15 protein-coding genes are annotated in these 15,208 nt (G+C 72.2%); 6 read left to right on the top strand and 9 right to left on the bottom strand.

Translation table 11 applies throughout. The annotated features are described in order from the left end of the window. Window positions 1-53 precede the first annotated feature (53 nt). Window positions 54-1,112 (top strand): magnesium/cobalt transporter CorA, encoded by a 1,059-nt coding sequence (corA, locus tag BLA60_RS01605; RefSeq protein WP_075130854.1) that lies wholly within the window; start codon window positions 54-56, stop codon window positions 1,110-1,112. Window positions 1,113-1,151: 39 nt separating this feature from the next. Then, window positions 1,152-1,274, top strand: coding sequence for a hypothetical protein (locus tag BLA60_RS46110; protein WP_281257406.1), 123 nt, complete (start codon window positions 1,152-1,154; stop codon window positions 1,272-1,274). On the opposite strand, the gene BLA60_RS01600 is transcribed toward BLA60_RS46110, so the two are convergent. Then, window positions 1,275-2,558, bottom strand: a complete 1,284-nt coding sequence (locus BLA60_RS01600) for an acyl-CoA dehydrogenase family protein (RefSeq protein WP_075130853.1) — start codon at window positions 2,556-2,558, stop codon at window positions 1,275-1,277. Then, the gene (locus BLA60_RS01595; RefSeq protein WP_075130852.1) at window positions 2,555-3,241 is read right to left on the bottom strand and encodes an enoyl-CoA hydratase/isomerase family protein; all 687 of its coding nucleotides are present in this window, start codon (window positions 3,239-3,241) and stop codon (window positions 2,555-2,557) included. The genes BLA60_RS01600 and BLA60_RS01595 overlap by 4 nt, the downstream gene beginning before the upstream one ends. 66 nt (window positions 3,242-3,307) lie before the next feature. Here BLA60_RS01595 and BLA60_RS01590 point away from each other — a divergent pair, with 66 nt between their 5' ends. From BLA60_RS01590 to BLA60_RS01575, 4 genes are read left to right on the top strand one after another with little or no spacing between them, the layout of a single operon-like run. Further along, the gene (locus BLA60_RS01590) at window positions 3,308-4,582 is read left to right on the top strand and encodes a hotdog family protein (RefSeq protein ID WP_075130851.1); all 1,275 of its coding nucleotides are present in this window, start codon (window positions 3,308-3,310) and stop codon (window positions 4,580-4,582) included. A gap of 3 nt (window positions 4,583-4,585) precedes the next feature. Then, a complete protein-coding gene (locus tag BLA60_RS01585; protein ID WP_084734530.1) occupies window positions 4,586-5,776 on the top strand; it encodes a CaiB/BaiF CoA transferase family protein in 1,191 nt (396 codons plus the stop codon). A gap of 25 nt (window positions 5,777-5,801) precedes the next feature. After that, window positions 5,802-6,920: an acyl-CoA dehydrogenase family protein gene (locus tag BLA60_RS01580; protein ID WP_211288556.1), complete on the top strand. Its 1,119-nt coding sequence runs from the start codon at window positions 5,802-5,804 to the stop codon at window positions 6,918-6,920. Between the two features lie 11 nt (window positions 6,921-6,931). Continuing rightward, window positions 6,932-7,723 carry an enoyl-CoA hydratase/isomerase family protein gene (locus BLA60_RS01575; protein ID WP_075130850.1) on the top strand — a complete coding sequence of 264 codons (792 nt, stop codon included), beginning with the start codon at window positions 6,932-6,934 and terminating at the stop codon, window positions 7,721-7,723. Between the two features lie 3 nt (window positions 7,724-7,726). Here the strand turns inward: BLA60_RS01575 and BLA60_RS01570 are convergent, their stop codons facing one another. From BLA60_RS01570 to BLA60_RS01540, 7 genes are all read right to left on the bottom strand, one after another. Then, window positions 7,727-8,458, bottom strand: a complete 732-nt coding sequence (locus BLA60_RS01570; RefSeq protein WP_075130849.1) for an ABC transporter ATP-binding protein — start codon at window positions 8,456-8,458, stop codon at window positions 7,727-7,729. After that, a complete protein-coding gene (locus BLA60_RS01565; protein ID WP_075130848.1) occupies window positions 8,455-10,263 on the bottom strand; it encodes a branched-chain amino acid ABC transporter ATP-binding protein/permease in 1,809 nt (602 codons plus the stop codon). The genes BLA60_RS01570 and BLA60_RS01565 overlap by 4 nt, the downstream gene beginning before the upstream one ends. A 3-nt stretch (window positions 10,264-10,266) precedes the next feature. Continuing rightward, a complete protein-coding gene (locus BLA60_RS01560; protein ID WP_075130847.1) occupies window positions 10,267-11,124 on the bottom strand; it encodes a branched-chain amino acid ABC transporter permease in 858 nt (285 codons plus the stop codon). Next, on the bottom strand, window positions 11,124-12,338 hold the full coding sequence (locus BLA60_RS01555) for an ABC transporter substrate-binding protein (RefSeq protein WP_075130846.1): 1,215 nt from the start codon (window positions 12,336-12,338) through the stop codon (window positions 11,124-11,126). The genes BLA60_RS01560 and BLA60_RS01555 overlap by 1 nt, the downstream gene beginning before the upstream one ends. A 105-nt stretch (window positions 12,339-12,443) precedes the next feature. Then, complete coding sequence (locus BLA60_RS01550) at window positions 12,444-13,202, bottom strand: acyl-CoA thioesterase (protein WP_075130845.1); 759 nt, start codon at window positions 13,200-13,202, stop codon at window positions 12,444-12,446. Further along, window positions 13,199-14,920 (bottom strand): UGSC family (seleno)protein, encoded by a 1,722-nt coding sequence (locus tag BLA60_RS01545; RefSeq protein ID WP_075130844.1) that lies wholly within the window; start codon window positions 14,918-14,920, stop codon window positions 13,199-13,201. Before BLA60_RS01545 ends, BLA60_RS01550 begins: the two co-directional genes overlap by 4 nt. Next, window positions 14,917-15,162, bottom strand: a complete 246-nt coding sequence (locus BLA60_RS01540; protein WP_075130843.1) for a hypothetical protein — start codon at window positions 15,160-15,162, stop codon at window positions 14,917-14,919. Before BLA60_RS01540 ends, BLA60_RS01545 begins: the two co-directional genes overlap by 4 nt. Between the last annotated feature and the right edge of the window lie 46 nt (window positions 15,163-15,208).

Raw genomic sequence — 15,208 nt, 5'->3', positions numbered from 1 at the left:
CGGCGAGTGTCAACCACTTGCGCGAAGGTCAGCGATGGCGTCAGGCTGGCGCCATGTCCTACCGCCGCCGGGTGCGCCGGACACCGGCCGGCGACCAGGAACCGCCACCGAGGCCGGTGTCGGTCGTGGACTGCGCGGTGTACGTCGACGGCCGGCGGTTGCCCGGCGAACGGGACCACGCCGAGGCGATCGCCGAGGTGCGCCGCCGCGACGAGGGGTTCGTCTGGATCGGGCTGCTGGAACCCGATCCCGAGCAGCTGCACGGTCTGGCCGAGACGTTCGGGCTGCACGAGCTCGCCGTGGAGGACGCCGTGGTCGCCCACCAGCGGCCCAAGCTGGACCGCTACGGCGAGAGCCTGTTCATGGTGCTCAAGACCGTCCGCTACGTCGAGCACGTGTCGCCCACCACGGCCAACGAGATCGTCGAGTCGGGCGAGATCATGGCGTTTCTGGGCAGGGACTTCATCGTGACGGTCCGCTACGGCGAGCACTCGGGTCTGCGGGAGCTGCGGGGGCGGCTGGAGACCGAGCCCGAGCGGCTGCGGATCGGGCCGGCTGTGGTGCTGCACGCGATCGCCGACCACGTGGTGGACGGCTATCTCGTGGTCAGCGAGGCGTTCGAGAACGACATCGACGAGATGGAGACCCTGGTGTTCGCGCCGCGCAGCCCCATCGGCGCCGAGCAGATGTACCTGATGAAACGGGAGATCCTCGAACTGCGGCGCGCGGTGATGCCGCTGGCCACCCCGCTGCGGCGGCTGACCGTGAGCTACACCCCGCTGGTCCCGGAGCGGGTGCGGTCCTACTTCCGCGACGTCGACGACCATCTCACCATGGTGGCCGAGCGGGTGACGGCGTTCGACGACCTGCTGACCACGCTGGTCGACGCGACCCTGGCGAAGATCTCGTTGCAGCAGAACACCGACATGCGCAGGATCACCGCGTGGGCGGCGATCATCGCCGTGCCCACGATGGGCGTCGGCGTGTACGGGATGAACTTCGACTTCATGCCCGAGCTGCACTGGAGGTACGGCTACCCCGTGGTGATGGTGGTGATCATCACCGTGTGCGTGATCCTGCACCGCCTGTTCACCCGCCGGGGCTGGCTCTGACCATCCGTCCACATCGGACATGACGGGAGGGTGTCGTCGGTGTCCTGGTTGACCAAGCCCTGGTTCTGGCTGCTGGCCTTCCTGCTCGCCTGGCTGATCCTGGTCGTCGTGCAGATCACCCTCGGCATGGGCGGTGTCCCCGGTGGTGGCGGCGCCCCCTGATCAGCCGCTGCGCGGGACCTGCGCCCACGGCGTGCCCCGGTAGGGGTCGAACTCCCTTGGCAGCCCCAGGACCCGCTCGGCGATGACGTTCTTGTTCACCTCGGAGGTGCCGCCCTCGATGGTGTTGGCCCGGCTGCGCAGCATCCCCTGGACCTCGGCCGGCATCCCCGCCCAGTACTCGCCGGGCGTCCCGGCCGTGCCGGACCACGCGAGGGCCGGCCCACCCAGCAGGTCCACGGCCGCCAGCTGAACGCGCTGGTTCAACTCCGACCCGTGCACCTTGCCCACCGAACTCTCCGGGCCGGGCGCCAGGTTCCCGGCCAGCCGCGCCCGGACACGCTCGTTGGTCCAGCCCCGCGCCTGCTCCTCACACCACAGCCGCACCACCCGCTCGCGCACGGCCGGGTCGGTCCAGCCGCCGTCCAGGCCGCGCTCGGACCGGGCGCGGGCCAGCCGCACGAGGTGGGCGGCGCTGCCTCCGCCGACCCGGTCGACGCCGCCGGAGCCGGCACCGGAGACCATCTGCCGTTCGCCGCTGAGGGTGGCCTGGGCGACCCGCCAACCGGCCCCGACCTCACCGACCCGGCTGGTGTCGGGCACCCGCGCGCCGTCGAAGAACACCTCGAAGAACTCGGTCTCCCCGCCCAGGTGCGGCAGCGGACGGACCTCGACGCCGGGCTGGCGCATCGGGAGCAGGAAGTAGGTGATGCCCTGGTGCTTGGGCAGGTCGGGGTCGGTCCGGGCCAGCAGCACCCCGAAGTCCGCCTGATCGGCCCAGGTGGTCCAGACCTTCTGGCCGGTGATGACCCACTCGTCACCGTCGCGCACGGCCCGGGTGGACAGTGAGGCCAGGTCGCTGCCCGACCCGGGTTCGCTGAACAGCTGGCACCACACCTGCTCGCCCCGGGCCATCGGCCCGAGGAACCGGGCCCGCTGCTCGTCGGTGCCGTGGGCGAACAGGGCCGGCGCCGCCAGGTTCAGGCCCAGCGGGTTGAGCCGGGGCAGGTGGTAGGGCGCCAGCACCCGCTCGGCGGCGCTCGCGGCCTCCCGGGTCCAGCCCAGACCGCCGTGGGCTGGCTCCCAGCGGGCGGCGACCAGGCCGGAGGCACCGAACACGGGGTACCACGCGCGGTACTGCTCCGGGGTACGGACCGCGCGCACGGCCCGGCGGCCGCCTCGCTCACCGGCGGCCCGCCAGTCGGCGGGGACGTGCTCGGCGACCCAGGACCGCGTCAGCTCGGCGGCCCGGTCGGGGCCGACCTCGGGACCGGTTTCGGTGATCATGGACGGTTCCTCCCGTGTTCCTGGGCCTCCCAGAGGGCCCGTTTGCGCGCCCTGACCAGCTCGGGGTCGGCCGCGGCGATCCACTCGGCCACGCGCTGGGCGGCGGTGGTCAGCTCCGCCGGCTCCACCACCTCGTCGACCAAGCCCAGCTGGCGGGCGCGCTCGGCGGTGAGTCGCTCGTGGACACCGGTGAGCGCGACCCGCGCGGCCACGCCGGCGGCCAGCCGGGACGCCAGGCCGATCGCCTCCCAGTTGCTGGCCTGGCCGACGCTGACGTGCGGGTCGAGGAAGGTGACACCCCGGGCGGCGATCACCACGTCGGCGTCGACGACGAAGTGCAGGCCGCCGCCGGCGCAGGTGCCGTTGACGGCGACGACGACCGGGGTGGCGACGCCGAGGTGCCAGTTGGTCAGGGCCAGGTCGGCGTCGCGGGTGCGGCGGCTGCTCTCCCGCAGGCTCTCCGGTTCCCGCGCCAGCGCGGTGACGTCGAGTCCGGTCTGGAACGAGCGGCCCGCTCCGGTGAGGACGACGCAGCGCACGTCGTCGTCGGCGTCCAGTTCCCGCCAGGCCAGCGGCAGTTCGGCCATCATCGCGGCGTCCATGGCGTTGCCGGCGCGCGGGCGGTCGAAGGTGAGCCAGCCGACCGGCCCACGCCGCTCGACCAGCAGCGTCCGGTACCCCATCGGCGGCCTCCTCGACTTCCCACCCGCATTCAGTTATAAGATAGCAAAGAAAGAAGGGAGTCCGACATGGCGACCAGCGGCACCCGCGCCGAGCCGCGCATCACCGACGAGGGCGTGGCCGCGCTACGGGCGCGGATCGGTATCCCCCAACCCAATCCGGTGCCACCGCACTACCTCAGCCCCGGCACCGACGCGTTCCGCGTCGTCGCGCGCTCCTACGGTGACGACAACCCGCTCTACTGCGACCCCGACCACGCCACCCGCTCCCGCTGGGGCGGGCCGATCGCCCCGCCGGCCCTGGTCGGCGGGGACAGCATCGTCGGCGAGGACGTGCTGACCGAGGCCGACCTGGCCCGCCAGGACGAGGTGAAGGGCGACCCGCTGCGCGGCGTGCACGCGTTCTACTCGGCGTGCCAACGGGAATGGTGGCGTCCACTGGGGCCCAACCGGCACATCCACCGACGCAACGCGCTCGTCGGCGTGCTCGACAAGCCAAGCGAGTTCTCCGGACGCGCGGTGCACGAGTGGAACGCCAACGTGTTCGCCGACGCCGACGGCACGCTGCTCGCCGGCCAGTACCGGCTGATGATCCGCACCGAGCGCACCGAAGCGGTGAAGCGCAAGAAGTACGACGCCGTCGAGCCGCAGGTGTGGACCGACGAGGCACTGGCCGAGATCGACGCCGCCTACGCCGCCGAGGCACCCCGGGGCCCCGAACCCCGGTGGTTCGAGGACGTCGAGGAGGGCGACACGATCACCCCACTGGTCAAGGGACCGCTCACCGTCACCGACATGGTCGTGTGGCACACCGGCATGGGCATGGGCGTCTACGGCGTGGCCGCACTGCGCCTGGGTCACCGCAACCGCCAACGCATCCCGCGCTTCTACCACCGCGACGAGCAGGGGATGTGGGACGCGATGCAGCGGGTGCACTGGGACCCCGAGTTCGCCCGCCGCTCCGGCAACCCGACCACGTTCGACTACGGCCGCATGCGCGAGACCTGGATGATCCACGCCTGCACCGACTGGATGGGCGACGACGCGTGGTTGTGGCGCCTGGGCGTGGAGTTCCGCAAGTTCAACTACGTCGGCGACCTGCAGACCATCACCGCGACGGTGGTGCGCAAGCACGTCGTCACCGACGAGGCCGGCCGGCACCCGGCCGTCGACCTGGAACTGGCGGCCACCAACCAGCACGGCACGGTCACCGCCCCCGGCACCGCGACCATCCTGCTGCCCAGTCGCGAGCACGGGCCGGTGACCCTGCCGACACCGATCGGTGGATCGTCCACACTGGACGAAGCACTGCGCGCGTCGGTCGAGCACTTCGACCGGACCTGAGGCATGGGACCACTGTCCGGACCGCTGTCGGGGATGCTGGTGGTGTCGGCCGAACAGGCCGTCTCCGCGCCCTACACCACCCGCCAGCTCGCCGACCTCGGCGCGCGGGTGATCAAGGTGGAACGGCCGGGGCAGGGCGACTTCGCCCGCCACTTCGACACCTACGCCAACGGCACCGGCGCGCACTTCGCGTGGGTCAACCGCAACAAGGAATCGCTCACCCTCGACGTGAAGGCGCCGCGGGGCCGGGCGGTGCTCGACGAACTGCTCGACCGCGCGGACGTGTTCGTGCACAACCTGGTGCCCGGCGCCGCGCCCAGGCTCGGCCTGGACGGGCCGGCGCTGCTCGCACGCCGGCCCCGGCTGGTGGTGTGTGAGATCTCCGGCTACGGCACCGGCGGCCCCTACGACCGGCGCAAGGCCTACGACCTGCTGATCCAGGCCGAGGCCGGGCTGGCGACGATCACCGGCAGCATCGACGAACCGGTCAAGCCGGGGATCTCGGTGGCCGACATCGCCGCCGGCATGTTCGGTTTCTCCTCGGTGCTCTCGGCGCTGCTGGCCAGGCAGCGCACCGGCGCGGGGGCCGCGCTGGAGGTGTCGATGCTCGACGCGATGGCCGACTGGATGGGCTACCCACTGGTGGTGCGCCGCCACGGCCACGAACCGGACCTGGCGAAGGGCATGAGCCACCCGGCGATCGCCCCGTACGACGTCTACCCCACCGCCGACGGCCGGTTGCTGACGATCAGCGTGCAGAACGACCGGGAGTGGGCCACGCTCGCCACCGCCGTGCTGGGCCGCCCCGAGCTGGTGACCGACGAGCGGTTCGCCACCAACCAGGCGCGGGTGGCCCACCGCGCCGCCATCGACGAGCTGCTGGCTCCGGTGATCGCGACCCACGACGCGGGGGCCGCGGTCGAGCTGCTGCACACGGCCGGGATCGGCTGCGCGGTGGTGAACCGGCTCGACGAGATGGCCGAGCACCCCCAACTGTCCACCCGGGACCGCTGGCTGCGGGTCGGGGCGCCGTACGGTCCGGTGTGGACGCCGCTGGCGCCGCCGGTCAGCTCGGCCTGGACCACCCCCGGCGGCGCGGTCCCCGCCCTCGGCGAGCACACCGACGCGATCCTCGCCGAGCTGGGCCGCGACGCCGCCACCATCCGCCGGCTGCACGACGAGGGTGTCGTGTGAGCGCGCAGAACCGATCGGAGCGACCGTGACACCGACCACGCTGGCCGAGGAGGACCTGGACCGGTTCCGCGAGTCCGTGCGGGCCGCGATGACCTCGCTCAGCCCGCCCGACCGTGTTCGGGAGGCTGTCGCGCGCGGCGGCCGGTCCGAAGAGGACACTTGGCGGGTGCTGACCGGACAGCTCGACCTCGCCGGCCTGCTGCTGTCGGAGGACGCCGGCGGCAGCGGCCTTGGCCCGGCCGAGCTGGCGGTCGCCCTGGAGGAGACCGGGGCCGCGCTGCTGGTCGGGCCGCTGTTCGCGACCGCGGCGCTGGCCGTGCCGCTGCTCGTCGCACTCGGCGACAGCGAGGTCCTCGGCCGGCACGGCCCGGCGATCGCCGCCGGTCGGCGCACCGCGACGGTCGCGCTGGCCGAGCACGGCGGCGAGTGGCAGCCCGACGCCGTGCGGGTCAGCGCGCACCGCGAGGGCGACCGCTGGCTGCTCGACGGGGTGAAGGACCACGTCGTCGACGGCGCGGACGCCGACCTGGTGCTCGTGGTGGCCAGGGCCGGCGACCGGCTCGCGGTGTTCGAGGTGGACGCCGCCACCCCCGGTGTCGAGCGGGAACGCCTGGTGCCGCTGGACCTCACCCGGCCGCTGGCCCGGCTCACCTTCGCCGCCGCCCCGGCGACCCCGCTCGGGCCGCCCGACGCCGGTGACGCGGTCGAGGCGGCGACCTCGGTGTCCCGCGCGCTGCTGGCCGCCGAGCAGGTCGGCGGCGCGCGCCGCTGCCTGGACCTGGCCGTCGACTACGCCCGTACGCGGGTCCAGTTCGGCCGGCCGATCGGCTCGTTCCAGGCGATCAAGCAGAAGCTGGCCGACGCGCTGATCCAGGTCGAGACCGCGCACTCGGCGGTGTACGCGGCGGTCCGCTCGTCGGGCCCCGACCTGGCGGTGCGCTCGCGGATCGCGGCGTTCATGGCGGCCGAGGCGTACTCGGCGATCAGCGCCTACACCATCCAGGTGCACGGCGGCATCGGCTTCACCTGGGAGCACGACGCGCACCTGTACTTCAAGCGGGCCTGGTCCGGCGCCCACCTGCTCGGTCGCACCGGCGACCACCTCGCGGCCATCGGCCGCCACCTCGACGAGACCATCGTGTGAAGGGAACACCCATGACCTACGAGACCCTCCTCGTCGAGCGGCACGGCCCCGTCGGCTGGCTGGTGCTCAACCGCCCGGAGGCCCTCAACGCCATGAACACCCGCATGCGCGACGAGCTGGCCGACGCGTGGCGCGAGCTGGACGAGGACCCGCAGGTGCGGGTGATCGTGCAGACGGGTGCCGGGCGCGCCTTCCAGACCGGCGCCGACCTGCGCGAGGTGGCCACCGACGGTCAGGGCATGGGCCGCTACGAGGACGACCTGCTGGCCTTCGACCTGCACTTCACCTCCTGGCACCAGAAGGTCCGCAAGCCGGTGATCGCCGCGGTGAACGGCGTGTGCGCGGGCGGGGGCCTGCACTTCGTGGCCGACGCGGACATCGTGATCGCCGCCGCCGACGCCGAGTTCTTCGACCCGCACGTCAGCGTCGGGCAGGTCACCGCGATCGAGGTCATCGGGCTGGCCAAGAAGATCCCGTTCGGCGCGGTGATGCGGATGGCGCTGGTCGGCGCGCACGAGCGGATGAGCGCCGACCGCGCCCACGAGCTGGGTCTGGTGAGCGAGATCGTCGAGCCGGCGCGGTTGCGGGAGGCGGCCCAGGAGCTCGCCGAGAAGATCGCCCGCAACTCCCCGGCGGCCCTGGCGGCCACCAAGAAGTCCCTGGAGGCGGCGCTGGAGCTCGGGCTGACCGACGCCTGCAAGGTCGGCTCGCAGTACCTGGTCGGCCTGTGGGGCCACCCCGACCAGGTCGAGGGCCCGCTGGCGTTCGTGGAGAAGCGCGCGCCGAACTGGGCGCCGGAGTGAGCCTCAGGTCCGGGGCACCGTCGCGGTGCCCATACAGGCGTTCTTGATCAGCTCGGGGTCCTCGACGTCGGCGGCCGGGAGGTCGAGCACCACCCGGCCGACGTCGATGACCGTGACGTGGTCGGCGACCGCGAGCGCGGCGTCGACCGCCTGCTCGACCAGCAGGATCGCCAGGCCCGTCGCGCGCAGCGCGTCGACCCTGGCGAGCACCTCGGCGACCACCGACGGCGCCAGGCCGCCGGAGGGCTCGTCGAGCAGCAGCAGCCGGGGGCGGGCCATCAGCGCCTGCGCCAGCGCGACCATCTGCTGCTGGCCGCCGGACAGGCTGGCCGCCGGTGCGCCGCGCTTGTCACGCAGCACCGGGAACAGCTCGTACATCGTGTCCAGCTCGGGTTCGAGCCTGCGCCGGGACCGGCCGAGGCTGTAGCCGCCGAGCAGCAGGTTCTCCGCGACGGTCTGCTCGCCGAAGATCCGCTTGCCCTCCTGCAGGTAGCTGATCCCGCGCGCGACGCGCCGGTGCGCCGGCACGGCCGCCAGGTCGTCACCGTCGAAGGTGATCCGCCCGCGCTGCACGGGGTTGAGTCCGGCGATCGCGCGCAGCGTGGTGGTCTTGCCGGCGCCGTTGCGGCCCAGCAGGGCGGTGATCCGGCCCGGTTCGGCGTGCACGCTCACGTCCCAGACCGCGCGCAGGTCGCCGTAGCCGGTCGCCAGGTTGGTGACCTCCAGCAGTGTCACGCCACACCTCCCACACTCGCCTCGTCGGCGATGCCCAGGTACTCGTTGCGGACCCGATCGTCGGCCTCGATCGCCGCCGGGGGCCCGGAGGCGATCAGCCGGCCCCTGGCCAGCACGTGGATCTCGTCGGCCGTGCTCAGCACGAGCCCGAAGTTGTGTTCCACCAGCACGACCGCGCAGCCGGCGTCGCGCACCTGGCCCAGCAGCCGGGCGAGCACCGCGACCTCCTGCTCGTCCAGGCCGGAGGCGGCCTCGTCGAGCAGCAGGACCTTGGGCCGGCTGGCGATCGCGCGGGCGACCTCCAGCAGCCGGCGCTGCCCCAGCGGCAGCGACGACGCCTCGGCGTCGGCGACCCGCGCCAGGCCCACCAGGTCGAGCAGGTCACGGACCTGCTCACGGTCGCGCCGGCTGACCGCCCGGTGGCGGGGCCCGCGCAGCAGCGCGCCGATGATCGACACCCGGTCGGCGCTGTAGCGCCCGGCGGCGACGGTCTCGCGCACCGAGATCACCGGCGGCACCAGCGGGGTCTGGAAGGTGCGGCTCACGCCCCGGCGGGCGACCTGGTGGGCGGGCAGCCCGGTCAGCTCGACCTCACCCAGGCGCAGCCGGCCGTCGTCGACCGTGTAGAAGCCGCTGACCAGGTTGAGCAGGGTGGTCTTGCCGGAGCCGTTGGGCCCGATCAGCGCGGTCACCCGGCCGGGGGCCGCGCGCAGGGTCACGCCGGTGAGCACCTGGTTGCCGCCGAAGGCCTTGGACACCCCGTCGACGACCAGTTCCTCGCCGGGCAGCGGCGGTACCCCGGCGGCGCTCCCGCCGGTGTCGTCGGTGACGGGTTCGGGCAGGAACCGCCGGTCCAGGGCGCGGATCCCGCGCCGGACCAGGCCGGCGATGCCGCCGCCGAACACCACGCCGCCCAGGATCAGGAACGCGCCGTAGACGACCAGCGCCCACTCCTGGAAGTCGGCGGCCTGCCAGGTCGCCAGCTGCACCAGCAGCGCGCCGACCAGCGGCCCGTACACGCTGACCATCCCGCCGAGCACGGCCGCGGCCAGCGTCGAGGTCGCCAGGTGCAGTCCGAAGGAGGTGGGGGCCAGGAACAGGTCGAGGTTGGCGAACAGGGTGCCGGCCAGGCCCGCGGGAATCGCGCCGACGGCGTAGCCGATCAGCTTCATCCGGAACACCGAGACCCCGGTCGAGGCGGCCAGCACCTCGCTCTCCTTGAGCACCTGGAACGCCACGCCGTGCCGGGAGGTGACGATGTTGCGCACGACCGCGAACCACAGCAGCGAGACCACCACGATCAGCAGGAAGAAGTCACGCGGGGTCAGCACGGAGCCGAACACGGTGCCCGGCGGGATACCGCTCAGGCCGGTCCGCCCGCCGGTGGTCGACTCGAACACGTCGAGCACGTCGGGAATCATCAGCACCAGGAAGAACGAGGTCATCGCCAGCGACCAGGCGCCGAGGCGCAATCCGATGACGCCGGTGAGCAGCCCGATCAGCAGCGCGGCCGTCCCGGACACCAGCAGCTGGACGAGGACGTCGGTGACACCCCGGATCGCCAGCACGCCCGCCGAGTACGCCCCGGCCGCGTACATCGCGGCCTGGCCGAGCGCGAGCTGGCCGGCGTAGCCAAGGGACAGGCCGATGCCGCTGACGATCAGCGCGAGGATCAGCCCGAGCTGGATCTGCCGGCCGACCGCGTAGTCGAGGTTGAGGAACGGCAGGCACAGCGCCAGGACACCGGTGATCGTCGCCAGCACCCACGGCGGCACCGAGCGGACGGCTCGCCACAGTACGGTCACGCCTCACACCACCCTTTCCCGCACGCGGCCGAACACCCCGCGCGGACGGACGAGCAGGACGAGCATCAGCACGGCGAACACACTGATGTGGCTGAACTCCGCGCCCAGGTAGCGCGCGGAGACCTGTTCGACGATGCCGACGGTGAACCCGCCGAGCAGCCCGCCGTAGAGGCTGCCGAAGCCGCCGATCGCCAGCGCCACGAAACCCTTGAGCGCCATGGACGCGCCGAGTGTGGTCAGCGCGAAGGTCTTGGGCCCGACGAACGCGCCCATCAGGCCGGCCAGCGCGCCGGAGACCGCGAAGGTGATCAGCGCGAGCTTGCGGACGTCGATGCCGCGCAGGGTCGCGGCCTCCCGGTCCTGGGACATGCCGATGATCGCGATCCCGGACAGGAACCGCCGGCGGTACCAGTGCGCGCCGACCACCAGCAGCACGGCCAGCAGCACGAGCGCGAGGTCCACGGTGTGCAACCGCCCGCCCAGCAGCGACCACGCGCCCTCCGGTCCGGGGAAGGGCACGTCGAGCGCCTCGCTGCCCCAGATCCGTTCGGCGGCGCCGTCGAGCAGGGTGGCGAAGCCGAGGGTGGTGATCAGGATGGTGTGGTGGTCGGTGACCAGCCGCAGCGCGATCCGCTCCTCGATGACCGCGACCACCATCAGCACGGCCATCGCCAGCAGCGCCGCCACCACCCACGGCAGCCGGAACACCACCAGCGCGGTGTACGCGACGAAGGCGGCGACCATGACCAGCTGGGCCTGTGCGAAGTTGAACGCACGCGACGACAGGTAGACCAGGTTGTAGCCCAGCGCCACAAGCGCGTACACCGCGCCGAGTGACAGTCCGGAGTAGAGCAGGGTCATCAGCCGGCGTCCGGGTTGCCGAACTGGCCGTTGCGCAGCAGCGACGGGGCGATGAAGACGAACTCGTCGTCGCCGGGCTGGGAGGCGTGCGAGTCGGCGGTGTAGTTGTAGGCCGACAGCACCGCGGTGTCGGCCTCGGCGGTGACCGCCGGGTCCTCCATGGCTTCGGCGATCGCGGCCGCGTCCGACGAGCCGGCCTTGTTCGCCGCCGCGGCGATCAGGTGCAGCGCGTCCCAGTTCCACGCGTTGATCAGGGTGGACTTGATGGTGCCGGCCGAGGACATCGCCTCGACCATGGCGTTGACCCGGTCGTCGGCGGCGTCGTAGCTGGTGCTGCGCATCACCTGCATCTTCAGGTTGCTCACCAGCGGCGAGCCGACCAGGCCGCTGGGGGGCGCGGTGGCGAGCAGGTTGGTGGAGGCGACGGCGGTGTCACCGAGGATCGGCACGTCCCAGTCGAGGGTCTGCAGGCCCTTGACGGCGTAGCCGATGGCCGGGCCGTAGCCGTTGAGGGCGATGACGTCCGGGTTGCCGGCCTTGAGCGAGGACAGTTGCGCGGTGAGGTCGAGGGCGGCACCGTCGTACTCCTCGTTGCCGGTGACCTCGAACCCGGCCTCGGCGAACACGTCCGGCGCGCTGTCGCCGAACGCCTTGCCGAACGGGGAGTTGCTGTGCAGGATGCCGACGGACTTGTACCCGGACTTCTCCATCTCCGGCACGAACGCCTTGGTCTGCACGTCGGGCAGGGTCGGCAGGTTGAACGTCAGCGGGTACTTCTCGGCGTCGGCGGCCTCGGGCGATGAGCCGGAGTTCATGAAGATGATGTTGTTGCGGGCCAGTACCGGCAGCACGGCCGCGGACAGGGTCGTCGGGCCGGAGTTGAGGTAGGCGTCGGGTTTGGCCTCGGCGATCTGCTCCTGCAACGCGGTCAGGCCCTTGGTGGCGTCGCCGCCGTCGTCGATCTTGACCAGTTCGATGTCGCGGCCGTTGATCCCGCCGGCGGCGTTGATCGCCTTCGCCGCGGCCTCGGCGGACAGCGTCGAGGTGGCGGAGTTGGCGGCGAGGACACCCTGGGCGCTGGCGGCTCCACTGACCACCACGCGGTAGGGCCCGTCGCCACCGCCGGTTCCGCCCGCGTCTCCTCCGCAGCCGGCCAGTGCGAGTACACCGACCACGACCGCCGACAGGGCCGCGGCACCAGTTCGAGCGGACATCCCAACCTCCTCGTCGCAGATGCCATCATTACTAAGATTGATTTCTTAGCAAGAACAGCAGGATGGCATGCGGCGGGCGGCTGGGCAATCCTTTCCGCCGACCCGTTACCGCCCGCGGTGCAACCGCGACGTCTGTTCGGCGGTGGCGACCAGCCGACCGGCGGACCACAACGTCGTACGACCGACGGCGAACCGGTCGGCCACCGCGTCCACGTCGATCACCAGCAGGACCCACTCCTCGCGCGGCCGATCGACCACCCGCAGCGACGCCGAGACCGTCGAGATCGCCGACAGACCCGGCACACACCGCCGCAACAGGTAGGGCAGGTGGTCACTGACCACCGCCAGCCGCACCTCGTCGGGCACCTCCCGGCGCAGCCGCGCCCACAGCGTCACCGCACCGCCGACCCCGCGGTCGAGCCGCTCGGCGACCACCCGCACGTCCAGCAGGACCGAGGTCCCGGTGCCCGGCCCGTGGGCGTACTCCCGCTCGGGACACTCGTGCGGCGGCGGGGTGTCCGGCACCGGACGCGACGAGCCAACACCGCGGGGATCCGGCCCGGTGACCGCCGTGGCGACCATCGCCGGACCGTCCGGCACACCCGCCTCCAGCCGCACATGGGCCAGGGACCGTCCGGCCGCGACGGTCTCCGCGCGCACCAGCAGGTCGGTGCCGCGCGGAACCGGCCGCACGAAGCTCACCGCCAGGTCGCGCACCGGGCGACCGCTCACCCGGTGCGCGACCTCGGCCAGCACACCCATCCCCCACCCGCCGAACAGCGTGCCCAGCGCGCTGCACAGCTCCGGCTCGGCCGGCACGACGAACCCGTCGGCCTCGCGGCGCCACCGCCCCCAGGAGGTCATCGCTCGTGCGCCGCCACCACCGGCTTGGTCACCGAGTTGGTGCCACCGAAGCAGAACTGGCTGCGTCCGGCCTTCGCGCCGACGACGAAGAACTCGAAGCAGTCCGCCGACGGGTTGACCGTGACCGGGGTGTCCGGCGCGTCCAGCAGCCACCGCAGCTCCGGGTGGGAGACCTCGAAGGCGGGCATCGACTGGTTGAGCATCACCTGCCGGAACGGCAGCTTCGTGCGCCGATGGATGGCTTCGGCGATGTCGGCCGGCGTCCAGCCGGCGGCGGCGAACACCGCCGCGTGGTCGGGAGCCATCAACAGCAGGTTGGAGAACGTGCCGTGGAAGGGGTAGCCGGCCTCCAGCGGGGCGTTCTGCTTGATCAGCCAGGCACCGGCGGCCGGCGTGCCCACGGCGTGCGAGGTGAGCGTCGACCAGCTCTCGATCAACTTCTCCGGGTCGGAGTTCTGGAAGTCGAAGAACTCGGTCATGCCGTAGGGGACGTTCACCGTGACCGTCGACTCCTCGGCGCGGAACCCCTGGCGCACCCGCCACGGCTCCCACGGTGTGCGTGCCTCGTTCTCCGCCACGCAGGCGGAGAACTTCATCGGGGTGCCGATGGTGTCCATGTCGGTGATCCCCGGGTAGGACAGCCCGACGTTCATCATGATCAGCCGCAGCGCCCGGCCGATGGCGACGTTGACCTCGGAGACCGAACCGGGTCCCAGCGCGCACATGCCGTGGTTCATCCCGATCTCGTCGGCGACCGGCCCGGAGACCAGGACGACCGGCGCCTGCGGGCCGGTGGACATCGCCCAGGTGCGCAGGCCGATCGACGGGTCGAGCACGCACTCGGTCATCGCCAGCACCACCGGCATCGCCTCCGGGCGGCAGCCGGCCATCACCGCGTTGGCGGCGATCTTCTCCACCGTGCCGATGCCGAAGCCGGGGGCGAAGTCACCGACGACGTGGTCGGCGGCCAGACCCGAGGCCTCGACCATGGCGTCGACCTTGCGCCGGGTCGGCGGGACCAGCGGCAGGCCGTCGCTCCAGCCGTTGGCCACGAACCGGGCCTGCATGGCGTCGAAGGCGTCCAGCAGGTCGCCGCCGGCGAAGTTCAGCTCGGGCGCCTTCTCCAGGACCATCGCGGTGTACTCGGGCAGTTCGGTGAACACCGCGCGGTCCTCGGTGAGCATCGCGACCAGCTCGCCGAACGAGTGGTCGACCATGTCGCGGATCTCGGCGATCGTCTTGTTGGAGAAGCACTCCGGCACGATCAGCGGGCACGCCTCCGGCACGCCGAAGGTCTCCAGGCTGAACCGGGCGTCCTCGTCGAACACCTCGGCGGTGTACCCGACGGCCGGCACGCCCCGGCGTTCCACCTCGCACAGGTCGCGCATCAGCCACGAGCAGCAGCTGCCGCAGTCGGCGGTGGTCGCGACCATGACGTCCACCTCGGACTCGATGGTGGCCAGCTGGTCGGCCGACAGGTAGCGGGTGGTGCCGCCCAGGGCGCCGGTCAGCTCGACGAACCGCACGCCGGTGTACTTCTCCTCGATCAGCTCGCGGGCCCGCACGAGCGCGTCGAGGCCGTTCTGCTTGCCGTTCCAGTAGAGCGCGACCGTCGCGTTGTCCAGTGTGGATGGACGACGGGCCGGCGGCCAGCGGTCACCGCCGGCGTGCGAACGCGGGGTGGCGACCGGGTTGACGATCCTGAGCGAGGCGGTCATGGCGCCACCGTCACGACCAGCTCGGTGCCGGGACTGCGCCGGCCGAGTGTCTCGGCCATCAGGGTCGCCAGCTCGTTCTGGGGCAGCACGCACACGTCGTCGGAGCAGTCGGGGCCGGCCGAGCCTGGCCGGTAGGCGACCTCGATCCGGTCGGGCCCTTCGCTGACCAGGCGTACCGCCCCGCCGTCCCGGCGGACCATGGTGTCGAACTGGGCTACTAGTTCTTCGGCGACGGATCCCACGTCAAGCCTCCTTTGGCCAGTGGTCGAGAAAACTAGGATCCTTGAT

Origin of the sequence: Actinophytocola xinjiangensis (genome assembly GCF_001921215.1) — a bacterium.
Taxonomy (GTDB): Bacteria; Actinomycetota; Actinomycetes; order Mycobacteriales; family Pseudonocardiaceae; genus Actinophytocola; species Actinophytocola xinjiangensis.
The sequence above is the reverse complement of the archived record's forward strand: the minus strand, read 5'-3'. Positions and strand labels throughout refer to the sequence as shown.

Coding starts and splice junctions, on each gene's coding strand:
- corA (WP_075130854.1), top strand. CDS start 54: ATGTCCTACCGCCGCCGGGTGCGCCGGACACCGGCCGGCGACCAGGAA.
- BLA60_RS01600 (WP_075130853.1), bottom strand. CDS start 2,558: ATGATCACCGAAACCGGTCCCGAGGTCGGCCCCGACCGGGCCGCCGAG.
- BLA60_RS01595 (WP_075130852.1), bottom strand. CDS start 3,241: ATGGGGTACCGGACGCTGCTGGTCGAGCGGCGTGGGCCGGTCGGCTGG.
- BLA60_RS01590 (WP_075130851.1), top strand. CDS start 3,308: ATGGCGACCAGCGGCACCCGCGCCGAGCCGCGCATCACCGACGAGGGC.
- BLA60_RS01585 (WP_084734530.1), top strand. CDS start 4,586: ATGGGACCACTGTCCGGACCGCTGTCGGGGATGCTGGTGGTGTCGGCC.
- BLA60_RS01575 (WP_075130850.1), top strand. CDS start 6,932: ATGACCTACGAGACCCTCCTCGTCGAGCGGCACGGCCCCGTCGGCTGG.
- BLA60_RS01560 (WP_075130847.1), bottom strand. CDS start 11,124: ATGACCCTGCTCTACTCCGGACTGTCACTCGGCGCGGTGTACGCGCTT.
- BLA60_RS01555 (WP_075130846.1), bottom strand. CDS start 12,338: ATGTCCGCTCGAACTGGTGCCGCGGCCCTGTCGGCGGTCGTGGTCGGT.
- BLA60_RS01550 (WP_075130845.1), bottom strand. CDS start 13,202: ATGACCTCCTGGGGGCGGTGGCGCCGCGAGGCCGACGGGTTCGTCGTG.
- BLA60_RS01545 (WP_075130844.1), bottom strand. CDS start 14,920: ATGACCGCCTCGCTCAGGATCGTCAACCCGGTCGCCACCCCGCGTTCG.